10 protein-coding genes are annotated in these 11,955 nt (G+C 68.1%); 1 reads left to right on the top strand and 9 read right to left on the bottom strand.

Features of this window, described 5'->3' with window-relative positions; genetic code table 11:
• Window positions 1–65 precede the first annotated feature (65 nt).
• The 7 genes from VFX99_RS09325 to VFX99_RS09295 all read right to left on the bottom strand — a co-directional run bounded on the left by VFX99_RS09325 (window position 66) and on the right by VFX99_RS09295 (window position 6,132).
• Complete coding sequence (locus VFX99_RS09325; RefSeq protein ID WP_329666024.1) at window positions 66–1,073, bottom strand: YihY/virulence factor BrkB family protein; 1,008 nt, start codon at window positions 1,071–1,073, stop codon at window positions 66–68.
• Window positions 1,074–1,109: 36 nt separating this feature from the next.
• A complete protein-coding gene (locus VFX99_RS09320) occupies window positions 1,110–1,943 on the bottom strand; it encodes an A24 family peptidase (protein WP_329666023.1) in 834 nt (277 codons plus the stop codon).
• 49 nt (window positions 1,944–1,992) lie between these two features.
• Complete coding sequence (locus tag VFX99_RS09315; RefSeq protein WP_329666022.1) at window positions 1,993–2,394, bottom strand: type II secretion system protein; 402 nt, start codon at window positions 2,392–2,394, stop codon at window positions 1,993–1,995.
• Between the two features lie 275 nt (window positions 2,395–2,669).
• Complete coding sequence (locus tag VFX99_RS09310) at window positions 2,670–3,485, bottom strand: glycosyltransferase family 2 protein (RefSeq protein WP_329666021.1); 816 nt, start codon at window positions 3,483–3,485, stop codon at window positions 2,670–2,672.
• A 40-nt stretch (window positions 3,486–3,525) separates the two neighbouring features.
• Entirely contained in the window at window positions 3,526–4,548 is a 1,023-nt protein-coding gene (locus VFX99_RS09305; protein ID WP_329666020.1) for an aldo/keto reductase, read from the bottom strand.
• Between the two features lie 90 nt (window positions 4,549–4,638).
• Window positions 4,639–5,088 carry a cupin domain-containing protein gene (locus VFX99_RS09300; protein ID WP_329666019.1) on the bottom strand — a complete coding sequence of 150 codons (450 nt, stop codon included), beginning with the start codon at window positions 5,086–5,088 and terminating at the stop codon, window positions 4,639–4,641.
• Between the two features lie 120 nt (window positions 5,089–5,208).
• Window positions 5,209–6,132: a L,D-transpeptidase gene (locus VFX99_RS09295; RefSeq protein ID WP_329666018.1), complete on the bottom strand. Its 924-nt coding sequence runs from the start codon at window positions 6,130–6,132 to the stop codon at window positions 5,209–5,211.
• A gap of 126 nt (window positions 6,133–6,258) precedes the next feature.
• Between VFX99_RS09295 and VFX99_RS09290 the strand changes: the two genes are divergently transcribed.
• Window positions 6,259–7,668 (top strand): lipocalin-like domain-containing protein, encoded by a 1,410-nt coding sequence (locus VFX99_RS09290; RefSeq protein ID WP_329666017.1) that lies wholly within the window; start codon window positions 6,259–6,261, stop codon window positions 7,666–7,668.
• Between the two features lie 9 nt (window positions 7,669–7,677).
• Here VFX99_RS09290 and VFX99_RS09285 read toward each other — a convergent pair whose 3' ends face one another.
• Both VFX99_RS09285 and VFX99_RS09280 read right to left on the bottom strand, forming a co-directional pair.
• Complete coding sequence (locus VFX99_RS09285; RefSeq protein WP_329666016.1) at window positions 7,678–8,289, bottom strand: mismatch-specific DNA-glycosylase; 612 nt, start codon at window positions 8,287–8,289, stop codon at window positions 7,678–7,680.
• Window positions 8,290–8,334: 45 nt separating this feature from the next.
• Entirely contained in the window at window positions 8,335–11,763 is a 3,429-nt protein-coding gene (locus VFX99_RS09280) for an NB-ARC domain-containing protein (protein WP_329666015.1), read from the bottom strand.
• Window positions 11,764–11,955 lie beyond the last annotated feature (192 nt).

Genomic DNA, 11,955 nt, shown 5'->3' with positions numbered 1-11,955 from the left:
CACCGGCGTCGAGCAGGGGCTTCTCCGCCGCCCGCACCTGCGACGCGCTGTAGGTCGGCACGCGCTCAGCCATGTGCGCCCACCCGCTCCTTCCCCTCCTCGGCGCGGGCGAGGGTCAGTTCGTCGGTGCTCAATCGCACGGCCAGTTCCGCACGCTTCACCCGGCGCTGCGCGAACGTGGATGCACCGAATCGCGCGCTCACCCGATCGGCCTCCTCGTCGACGCTGGTGATGATGTATGCACCGGCGAGCAGGATGACCTGCGCGGACAGGTTGAACCACAGCAGCAGCGCGATCAAGGACGCGAACGACGCCAGGAGGGGATTGGCTGCGGCTCCCCCGACGAACAGGCTCGACAGCTGCTGCAGCACGGAGAGCCCGACGGCGCCGTAGAACGTCCCGGGCAGGAGCGCGCGCCAGGACGGCTTCACCCCCGAGAGCGTTCGGAACAGGACCGCGATGGCCGCGGCATCCAGCACGAAGACCAGGATGACCGACACCGCGCGGGTGCCGATCACCGACAACGGGTTGCCCTCCGACAGCCCGAGGACGTCGGTGAGCGCGCCGATGCCCGCGTTCGCGTAGAAGGTGATCACCGCGGATGCCGCGAATGCCGCGCCGATGCCGATCGCGATCACGAGGTTGCGAACGATGACCCAGATCCAGAGCACATCATCGGTGAGCTTGTCGGCGAGCGCCCGAAACGCGGCGCGCAGCGAGCCGATCGCGCCGATGGCAGCGCCGACGAGGCCGATGATCGACAGCACGGTCGTGACGGTGAGCCCGGTCGCGATCTGGATCGAGGTGGGGTCGATGATGCCGTCTTCGCCTACGAGCCCCGGGATGGCTGCATCCACGGCGTTGGTCAGCGCCTGCAGCGCCTCGGGATTGCCTGCGAGGAAGAGGCCCGCGACCGAGAAGCCCAGCAGAACTCCCGCGAACACGCTGAACAAGGTGCGGTACGTGACGCTGTCGGCCAGGATGGGCCCGCGGTGCTCGAGGTAGAGCAGGAGCGCGCGCACGGGCTTGCGTTTCAGCGCCCACGCGATGATGCGCGCGATGAGGTTGGCCATGGCGCCCAGGCTATCCGCCCGCTCGGCGACGTCGGCCTAAACAGCCGCATAGAGGGAGAGATAGGCCTGACCCACCGCTTCGCCGACGATGATGCCGGTCCACGCGCCGAGGATCATCCACGGCCCGAAGGGGATTGCCGTTCTCCGGCCGGCACGCCGCGTGAGGATGAGCGCGATCCCGAAGATCCCGCCGAACAGGAACGCGGCGAATGCGCCGACCACCACCGCGCCCCACCCGATCCAGCCGAGGTAGAGCCCGATCACGCCCGCGAGCTTGACGTCTCCCCCGCCCATACCGGAAGGGCGGACGAGGCTCAGAATCGAGTAGAAGCCGAACAGCACCGCCATGCTGACCGCCGCGCGCAGCAGGGATGGCCAATCTGAGCTCACCAGGGCGGCGACGGTGAGCAGCACCCCCGCCACCACATAACTGGGCAGCACGATCACGTTCGGAAGACGCCGCGTGTCGAGGTCGATCAGTGCGAGCACGATGCTGATGGCCGCGAAATACCAGTAGGCGACGAGCAGGATCCCGAGGACGGTCCAATCGAGGAACGTCCGCGATGGGTCACCGGCGGCGAGGAGGTGCCATGCGATCCCGGCGAACGCGAGCGCGGTCACCACTTCGACCATCGGGAATCGCGCGAAGAGGGGTGCTGCGCACTCGGGGCACTTCCCGCGCGACAGCAGCCACCCGACCAACGGCAGCTGGGAACGCCCCTTGATCGGCGCGTCGCACACAGGGCAGCGGCTCTCGCGGGAGAGAGGGATCCCGGCGGCCACCCGGTACGCGAGGACGTTCAGAAACGACCCGACTAGGAGCCCGGCCACTCCCGCCGTGGCGACGAGGACCACCGTCAGTCCCGGCATCCGTCGAAAATATCATTCCGATCGTGAAGCCGAGTGCTCCCGATGATGCTCAGCTGCACCCGGATCCGTCGGGGAGCGCACCCGCACCCGCGAACCACGTCGCGGCTCCGTTGGTCGCCTTCACGCAGAGCGTGTCGATGGTCGGCGCCCCGGCGCCGTCGATCGTGACGATCATGGTGCCTGTCGTCAGGTCCGCGATGGTGCTCCCGGCGACAGGGATCTTGCCGGCCGCGATATCGCCGACGACCTGCAGCGCACCGGTTGCCGCCGCAGCCTTCACCGCGTTGGTGTTCGCTTCGCCCTGGACGCTCAGAAAGAGCGGAATGGCGATCGCCACCAGCGCCCCGAAGATCACGAGAACGATGATGAGCTCGATCAGCGAAAGGCCGGCCTCCTCGTTCCGGCTCCACGCATCTCGCACGGTGGAGTTCGAGTCGACCTTGCCAGACACGGTGATGCCCCCGTACGCGTTCGTTGCCGAGCAGAGGCACGCCGCGACGTCCGGTCGACTTCCCCGGATGCGAACCGGGTCTTCGGGTGACCGATCCGAGCGAGCTCTACGGGAGTCGTGGCGCGGCACGCACGCCGAACAGGCTCCCGCTCTCGATCCTCGGATCGCTCCCACTCCGTGTCAACGCGAATTCGCTCAGGCTCTGCCAAAGATGCGGCTCGGCGACTCCGGTGCCTCTTCCGTGAGCTCATGCATGCGTGCCACGCCAGCCGGGGTCACCGACCGAAGCCAGGCGCCCACCCCTCGTCGATCGCTGTCCAGCTCTCCTCCACTCCCGGGGCGGCATCCGGAATGTGTCGGCCGTCGAGCTCGCGCCGCCTCCAGGCTGCGCCTTCGGGCCAGCTCGCCGCGAAGGTCGGCACGACCCGCCAGACCCGGCGCCATAGACCGCGCTGCGTGACGAGTGGACGAGCGGAGACCGGCATGCGCAGCTCGGGATCGAAGCGGACCCCGTCGGCGAAGCGGAGGCGAATGGTGAGGTCCAGGTCATCGTGGATTTTCCCGTTGGTCCGATCGACCTGGTCGCGCACGCGTTCCCACACGCGGACGCGCATCGCGAAGTTCGACCCGAATACGAGCGGGATGCCGAGCCACTTCTTGATCCAGAAGTGCCCGCCACCGATGTACCAGTGCTCGCCGAGGTAGCTGACGACAGGTCCGGCGCCGTAGAACTCGGCGCCGCCGGTGAGCACTCCCAAGTGCGGATCCGCGACGAAGGCGCGCACGAGTCGCGCGATCCAGTCGGGGTGCGGGCGAGAGTCTGCATCGAGCCGGGCGATGATGTCGGTGCCTGAGACCGCCTCGTCGTAGCCGCGGGCGGCGGCGGGCCAGACGCCGATGACAGCCTCGTCGACCACCTCGGCGCCGAGCGCGCGGGCCACGTCCGCGGAGGCATCCACACTTGCGTTGTCGACGACGATGACGCGATCGGCGGGGTGCGTCTGCGCGGCCAACGCCTCGAGGCATGGCTGGAGGAACTGCGCATCGTTGCGGCACGGGATGACCACGGTGACACGGGGCGGGAGCGACACGAGGCTCACCATACTCCCGGCGGTGGACGCGCCGGCGCCCTCACCAAAGAGGGTGGATCGCCTCGCGAAGATGCCGGTCGTAGACCTCGTGGACCGCAGCATCGAAGGCGGCGAGGTCGAACGCCGCTGCATCTGACGCCGCTCCGGCCGTTCCACCGCCCAGCAGCTGCGCAGCTTCCGCGTTGGACCGCGCCTGCCGGACATTCCGCGCTCCAGGGATCACGCTCGTCACTCCCGGGCGCGATGCGATCCAGGCCAGGGTCGCAGCCGGCAGCGAGGTGCCTTCGGGCAGAACACCGGCCAGCTCGGACGCGGCGGCCAGCCCCACGCCGAAGTCGACGCCTGAGAAGGTCTCGCCGCGGTCGAACGACTCACCGTGGCGGTTGTACGAGCGGTGGTCGTTCTCGGCGAAGGTGGTCGCGGCCGTGTACCTGCCGGAAAGCAGACCCGAGGCCAGGGGCACGCGGGCGAAGATCGCAACCCCCGCCGCTTCGGCTGCCGGCAGCACCTGATCGAGCGGCTTGAGCCGGAACGGATTGAAGATGATCTGCACGTTGGTCACATTCGGGTGTGCGATTGCCGCGAGTGCTTGCGCGCACGTCTCGACCGAGACCCCGTAGGCGGCGATCGCGCCGGCTGCGACCAGCTCGTCGAGGGCATCGTATGTGGTCGGATCCTCGATGACCGCCGTGGGCGGGCAGTGCAGCTGGACGAGATCGAGTGTGTCGACCTGGAGATTGGCGCGGGAGCGGTCGCTCCACGCGCGGAAGTTCTCAGGCGTGTAGTTCTCGGGCTCCTGCGCCATCCGGCGGCCCATCTTCGTTGCGACAGTGATGCCGTGACCCGGGCGGCCGGCCAGGAAACGACCGATCAGCGACTCGCTGCGACCATCGCCGTAGACGTCGGCGGTGTCGAAGAGGGTCACTCCGTCATCCACGGATGCCGCGAGAACCGCGAACGCGTCGTCCTCGCTGACCGCACCCCAGTCGGCGCCGAGCTGCCACGTTCCGAGGCCGATCGGCGAAACGTCCCGGCCCGTCCGACCCAGCGGTCGTGGTTGCATGACTCCTCCTTCGACCCGCGACGACGCGGTGCCCACCCAGCATGTCACGCGCGCGACATCCGGGATCTTCAGGCGGTCGGCCGAGAGCAGTCATCCTTCGCAGTCGGCGAGATCGGTTTCGGCGAGCGGCTTGCCGTCGGGGACCACGTAGGTGACCCAGAGGACGACGTCGGAGGCTCCCTCGTTGCGCCCCTCGTGCGGATAGCCGGCGCCTTCGATGATCGACTCGCCGGCGCGATACACCCGCACCCCGCCGGGATGCGTCTCGGAGTAGTGAGTGAGCTCGCCCTCCTGCACCACGGCGATCAGCTGGCCGTAGTGGCAGTGCTCACCTGTACCCGCTCCCGGCTGGATCGTTATCTCGCGGAACGTCACCCCCACGCCGGCCGCACCGCCGTCCACGGCGAGCTCGACGGGTTCGACCTGGTCGCCGCTCGCCAGATCGATCGCGCTGATCTTCGGCTCGTCAGGCTCGGGCGGCGCGCCGGGCAAGATGCCGCTGCACGCCGTCAGCGTGGCCGCTCCGAGGACGGCCAGCACTGCCGCCGTCGCTCGTCTCGGATGTTTCGGAACCCGCTCCACAGCTACCCCCAGCCGTACCTCATCCGACGCACGACCCCACGTGTGCTCTCTTGGACCATAGCGGTGATCCACGGCGCGTCAGGCGCGGATGACCACCGGTGTGCCGAGCGGAAGCTGCGCGAGCCGTTCGATCGCCGACGGGTCGACGCGCAGGCATCCATTGGAGATCGATCCCGAGCGCTCGTCGTGATAGTGGAAGGCCGTGACCGCGACGTTCGCACCGCCGAACCCGTCGAGGGTCGGCGACTGCACAGCGAGATACACGAGGGGGTGGCCGCGCGTGTAGGCGAACGACTCCTCGACGCGGGTGGTCATGATGTACGTGCGACCGGTCGGAGTGGGCGTGTCGGCGACGCCCCACCCGAAGTCCGTCGCGATGCGCTCGGCAGCGCCGGCCCGGACGATGTCGATCGTGCGCGCCGAGATGCTGACCTCCACCACGGCATCCAACGGTGTGATCTCGACGTCCTGCGCGCGCAACCACCCGGTGACCTGGGCCGGATTGCCCTGCGAGGGCACCGCCTGGCGGCCGGTCAGCAGCACCCGCACCCAGTTCTGCTCCCGGCGGATGATCGGCGCCGTGGTTCCATCGAACTGCAGGTCGCGTGGCAGGACGGCCACCGGCTCACCGGTCGGATCGGCGAACACCGGCGCTCCCGCGTCGAGCGGCCGAGCGTCTTCTCCCGTGAAGGCGCCGTATGGATCGTCGTCCACCGGTAGACCCGGGATCACCGCGAACACATCCACCTGCGGAAGCGTCGACGGATCGTAGGAGGTCGTGTTCGCCGGAATCGGCGTGGGTGTGGGGATCGGGGTCGCGGTGGCCGTCGGGGTCGGGGTGTGCGTCACGGTGGAGGTGGGACTGGGTGCCGATGCCGAAGGCCCAGTCGGTCGCAGCATCCACGTCACGAGCAGGACGATCACCACCACGGCGACCACGCCGACGATCCACGCCGCGCGGCGACGACCGTCCCGAATGGTCGACTGCGCGGTATCCCCCATGTGTTCATGCTCCGCGCCACTCGCTCTTCTGCCAAATCGGGAGCCCGAGCAGTTCGACCTCGAACACAGGCGAACCTGATCCGGCGTTGAGCAGGTTGCGTGCGCGGCATCGTTAGGCTCCGCAACATGACACATTTCTCCTGGAAAGCCCGCACAGTCGGGGTCGGCGTCGCAGTTGCCCTCACGGCGGCGTTGACCGCGTGCGGACCAGGTGGAGTGGCGGCTCCCGAGGTGCCGGTTCCCGACAACCCCATCTGGACGGGAACGACGCAGCCGGATCCCGTGCCTGAGGAGAACGTCGTCTTGAGCATGCCCGAGGACATGTACCGCCACGATGGGGCTCCCACCGAATGGTGGTGGCACATCGGCACGCTCCGCGCCGGCGACCGAGTGTTCGGCTTCGAGGTCAACGCCGCATCCTTCACAGGGCAGGACTTCGCGATGACGCAGGTCTCGTTGAGCGACGTCGAGGCGGGCCGTCATTACGAGCGGACGCAGGTCTACGGGCCGGCGCCGGTCGGTGTGTTCGACATCGCCACATGGGCCGAAGGCGACCCGTCCAAGGACTGGTACGCACGCCTCGGCGATCCCGACTGGCAGGTCGGCGGTTTCAGCGTCACTAACGGGGGATCCGGCTACACCAAGGCGCCTGACGTGACGATCGAAGGCGACGGCTCCGACGCGTCCGGCATCGCGGTCCTGGACGCCGACGGCGCGGTTGCGGAGATCGTGCTGTTGAAGCCCGGCTCGGACTACACGACGACGCCCACCGTGACGCTGACCGGCGGCGGTGGGAGCGGAGCCACCGCGGTGGCGGTCCGAAATGCGGTCTCGATGACGGCTCCCCAGGCCGACCCGACGAAGGACATAGAGGTGACGGCTCTGCTTGTCGATGATGAGACGCTCGAACAGGTGGATTTCGACCTCACGTTCTCGCAGCAGGGGCGCCCGTTCTACGTCTGGGGCACCGGAATCGATCCGAACTCGACCGAGGAGACGTTCGCGAAGGACAACTACTACTTCTCGTTCACCCGTCTCGCGGCATCCGGCACCATCACGGTCGCCGGACAGGAGTACGAGGTGGAGGGCACGACCTGGATGGACCACGAGTACGGCTACTTCGGCGGCAGTTCGTCCGACGCCCGCGTCCGCTGGCTGCTGCAGGACATGCAACTGGACAACGGCTACACGATCTCCAACGCAGGAATCATCGGGGAGGGATTCAAGCCGGAGATCGGCGTGGCGGTCGACGCCTACGCCACCGTGCAGGACGCGGAAGGGAATCTTTATTACGTCGCAAGCAAGATCACTCCGGTCGGAGAACTGTGGACGAGTCCGGCGACAGGCAACAGCTACGCCGAGCAGTTCCGCGTGGAGATCCCGTCCTTCCAGTCGGACATCACCGTGTCCGTGCGGCTGCAGGACCAGGAATTCGCGATCAGCGGCTCGCCCGTCTACGAAGGCACCGCCGAGCCTGAAGGCACCTTCCTCGGTGAGCCGATCACCGGCGATGCCTGGATCGAGCAGGCGTTCTGAGGGCGCCGGCTAGGGACGCTCGAGCGAACCGCCGCCCTCCGATCGGCCCGCTGCTGCGATCACTCCGGCCGCCCGGGCGGGAGCCGCATACGCGGCCGCTAGTGTTGCCGGCGTATCGTGCGCGTTCAGCCCACTGGGGTTGGGAACCACCCATAACTGCGCCCCGCCGAGCGATTCGGGTTGCCGACCGCCACCGGCGCGCGGCCGATCGAAACCCTGACGGTACGCCGTCGTGCCGACGATCGCCACCACGCGCGGCTGCAGGCGTTCCATCCGGTCGCCGAGGCTGCGAGCACCGTCTCTCAGCTCGGTACGGCTCAGCTCGTCAGCCCTCGCCGTCGCACGTGAGACGAGATTGGTGATCCCGATGCCGGCGTCGAGGAACATCCGCTGATCCGCGAGCGGCATCCCGTCGTCAGTGATGATCGGCAGCCGTGGAATGATCCCGGCGATCACGAGAGCCGGATAGAAGCGGTTGCCGGGGCGGGCGAAGTGCACACCCGTCGCCGCGGTCCACAAGCCCGGGTTGATCCCGATGAACACCAGACGCGGATGCCGGGGCATGAGGTCGCTGACCGTGCGATCTCTCGAAGCCTCCAGCTCGGCGCGGGTGAATCCCATGGAGGCAGTCTGCCGCGGAACGAGGACGGGCCGGGCCAGCGCGCGCTACTCTGCGACGCGCGGCGGACTGTTCAACAGCTCCTTGGCCTCACGCAGGTCATGGCTCAGCGGGCCGTCGTCGAAGCGGCCGGCGATGCGGGCCAGCATGTGCAGGGCGGAATCGCGCGCGCCGCGGGTCCTGCCGACCCGACCGAGCCTCGTCGCTGCCCCCAGCTGCGAAATCCCGACGTGGAGGGTGCGCGCGCGGTCGAGCGCCAGGCGATACCAGTGCTCGGCTTCCCCGACGTCGTCGCCCCGCTGGGTGGCAATGGCGAGCAGCAGATCGCCCTTCAGGATGTAGAACTCGCTGAGCAGGGACGTGCCAGCGCCGGGACTCATCATCTCTATCGCCGGGTCGATGCTGGGAAGTCCTTCGGCCGGCCGTCCCGCGCGGAGCAGGGCGGCGGCCTGAATCGAGAGCAGCATGGGCCAGAAGACAGGTGGTGACCTGAGCCCCTGATAGAGGTTCATCCCGGCGGAGACGTTGGCGAGGCCCGCCTCGGCGTGACCGACCCCGACCTGAGCAGCGCCGAGGACGACGGTTCCGGCCGCCTTCCAGATCTGGAACCCGTGGTCCTCGGCGATGTCGAGCAGGCCCTCGGCGCGCTCCAACACGGTGTCGAAGTCCCGCATCCAGACGTGGAGAACGCAGGAGTGGAAGCGGGCGAATGCGTCGGTGAATGGGTGGCCCAGCTCGCGGGCGAGGGTCAGCGCCGCACTCATGCGTTCGGCGGCCCGCTCCGGATGACCCAGCAGCCACAGGGTGATCGCGGAGGTCGTATGACTCGCGACCCTCGGATCGTTGCCCCCGGCGCGCGAGCTGAATGCGTGCAGCGGGAGGGTCGCCCCGATCGCGATCGCGCGATCGAGGTCGTCGAGGCCGCCCTCGAGGTCGTCGACGAACATCTTGTTCGCGCCCACCAGCAGATACCCTTCCACGAGCATCTCCGGGCTGTCGGCCCGTTCGGCGAACGCGAGGAGCTCGCGTCCGAGCTGCGTGCCCCGCTGAGGGTCTCCACGCAGGTTGTAGAGGTTGGCCAGCGCGCGCAGCGCCGAGAACTGCTGACGGCTTTCAGCGCCACCGCGCTCGAAGAGTTCAAGACTCTCGCCGAATGCGTCTTCGACCTCCGGGGTGTATCCCTTGGTCGACATGAGTGCGCGCGCGAGGGTGGTTCTCAGCGCGATCTCCTGATTGATCCGGTCGGGCGAGGATGCGCTCTTGGCGAGGACGGCGAGCATGTCCGCGGCGAGCCCCACTGTGTCGAGATACCAGCCGCGCGCCTCATTGAGGATGAGGAGGCCGCCCGCGAGCTTCTCCAGCTGCGCGAATTCCTCCTTCGCGACCCAGTAAGTCCACGCCAGGCGAAGGTTTCCCACTTCGGCGGCCAGAGCCGAAAGAGCGAGAAGGCGCTCTGCACCGGTGAGGTCCGGGCGGGCGCGCTGCACCACGTCGGCGTAGTAGCCGGCGTGCGCGCGCGTGACGCGCGCTGCCAACTCGGGATTCTGCTCGAGCCGATCCCGCGCGAACTCCCGTATCGTCTCAAGCATGGCGAACCGGGTTTCGCCGCTCGGCAACTCGACCTGGCGGATCAGGCTCTTCTCGATGAGGCTGGTGAGCCCGTCCAGGACATCCGGCCTTCCGCCGTCGCCCGGATCGGCCATGGCCACCACGGCTTCGACGGCCCCGAGATCCGCGTCGGCGAAGACCGCGAGCATCTGGAACAGGCGACGCTCGTCGGAGTCCAGGAGGTCATGGCTCCAGTCCATGGTGGCACGCAGCGCCTGCTGGCGCTCGGGCAGGTCGCGCGGTCCGGAGCGGAGGAGTTTCAGCCTGTCCCCCAGTTGGTGCAGCAGCATTTCCGGTGAGAGCAGGCGCAAGCGCGCCGCTGCGAGCTCGATCGCCAGAGGCAGGCCGTCGAGCCGACGGCAGATCTCCGCGATGGCCGGCGCATTCTGGTCGGTCAGCTCGAAATCGGGCCGGACCGCCTTCGCGCGATCGAGGAAGAACTGGACGGCTTCGCAGGTCTGTGCCTCCTCCGCGGAAAGCGCCCGTGCGGCCTCCCGGGGAAGCGTCAACGGCGGAATCGGGTAGGTGTGCTCCCCCCGCAGGTGCAGGATCTCGCGACTGGTCACCAGGATGTGAATCGAAGGACATTCGGCAAGCAGCTCTGCGACGAGCGTGGCCGCCGCCGTCACCTGCTCGAAGTTGTCGAGGACGAGTAGCGATCGCTGCTCGCGCAGGTGGTCGGCAAGCACTTCCTTCGGCGGCCTGTCTATCTCTTCGCCCAGCCCGACGGCCCTCGTGATGGCGGTGAGGACGGCATCGGTGTCTCGGGCCTGCGAAAGGTCGACGAAGATCACGCCATCCGGGAAATCCTGCAGGGCGGCCTTTGCTGCTTCGATCGCCAGGGTCGTCTTGCCGGTGCCGCCCGTGCCGAGCAGGGTCAGCAGGCGCGCGGCTGGGTCATTGAGACGGTCCCCGATCTCGGTGAGCTGGGACTGGCGCCCGATGAACGCCGCGGTCTGCGCGGGCAGATGCGCTGCCACCGAAGTCGACGTCCGCCGCGCGGTTTCCGGAGGCGCTTTGTCGAGTGCGGCAAGTTTCGCGACGAGGTCGGTGAACAGCGTGTCGGCATCCTTGATTGTGACGAGCTCGGCGCGGCGCAGCGTGAACAGCCGGGCCGCCTCGCCGGTGGGCGGCCTGCGGGCAGCCCAGTAGGTGGCGTAGCGGTGGGTCGTCACCCGCTCGAAGGCGCGTCGTAGGGCGGTGTCCCAGTCCGCCGACCACCCGCACACGATGAGTCCATACTCGTCGAGCACGCGATCGAGCAGCCTCTCGACCGCGGGGTGATAGTAATCCAGCTCCGCCGGCGTGTTCTTGATGCGTGTGTCGAGGTAGTCGCCATTGACCTTGATGACGGTGCAGCGGTTGCGGGCGAGCGCACCTGTCCCCTCGAGTGAATCCGGCGTGCTGAGGATCGTCGGCTCGACGCCTGCGCGTTCGAGCGCGTGCTCCAGGAGGCGGTCGAAGTTGGTCGTCACGAACACCGTGATGTAGCCGCGAGCCGCCAGCTGGGCGAGGGCGCGATGGCTCGCGCCCGGGACGCGCAGACCCTGTCGGCGCTGCTCGTCGGACGGTTCGAAATAATTCCGCAAGAGCTCGCTGCGCTGCGTCGGGGACGTCGCCAGCTCATCGAGGAGCGTACTGTAATCGGGTTCCTCACCGAACCTGCCGCGGTACCAGGCGGAAGGATCGTCGCCGAGGTCGGCCGCTTCCAGGGCTGCGACCTTGGCGATGAGATCGGCGACGATCTGCCGCCCGGTCGGGATGCCTGCCGCAGCCGATAATCCTGAACCCAGGAGGGCGGCGTATGCACCGGGGCTGGAGCTGAGTGCGAGCGCCAGCCGGACCGTCGGGTCAACTGCAGGAGTCAACGTGCGATCACTCCTCGGGCCTGCGAAAGCGTGGGATGCGGAGGCGTTGCAGCGAGGTGGGCTTCCAGCGCAAACATTACAACGGTCGCAGTGCGCCGGTCAGCACGTCCGGATGCAGAAAAGGGCCGGCCAATCGGCCGACCCGTTTCTGCATGTGGTCGGGATGACAGGATTTGAACCTGCGACCCCTTG

It is taken from the genome of Microbacterium sp. (genome assembly GCF_036277215.1).
Lineage (GTDB): Bacteria > Actinomycetota > Actinomycetes > Actinomycetales > Microbacteriaceae > Microbacterium.
Note: the sequence above shows the minus strand (reverse complement) of the source record. Positions and strands in the feature narration are given on the sequence as shown.

Bases quoted from the DNA above. Each gene is read 5' to 3' on its own strand.
- VFX99_RS09325 (WP_329666024.1), bottom strand. From the start codon at position 1,073: ATGGCCAACCTCATCGCGCGCATCATCGCGTGGGCGCTGAAACGCAAG.
- VFX99_RS09320 (WP_329666023.1), bottom strand. From the start codon at position 1,943: ATGCCGGGACTGACGGTGGTCCTCGTCGCCACGGCGGGAGTGGCCGGG.
- VFX99_RS09305 (WP_329666020.1), bottom strand. From the start codon at position 4,548: ATGCAACCACGACCGCTGGGTCGGACGGGCCGGGACGTTTCGCCGATC.
- VFX99_RS09295 (WP_329666018.1), bottom strand. From the start codon at position 6,132: ATGGGGGATACCGCGCAGTCGACCATTCGGGACGGTCGTCGCCGCGCG.
- VFX99_RS09290 (WP_329666017.1), top strand. From the start codon at position 6,259: ATGACACATTTCTCCTGGAAAGCCCGCACAGTCGGGGTCGGCGTCGCA.
- VFX99_RS09285 (WP_329666016.1), bottom strand. From the start codon at position 8,289: ATGGGATTCACCCGCGCCGAGCTGGAGGCTTCGAGAGATCGCACGGTC.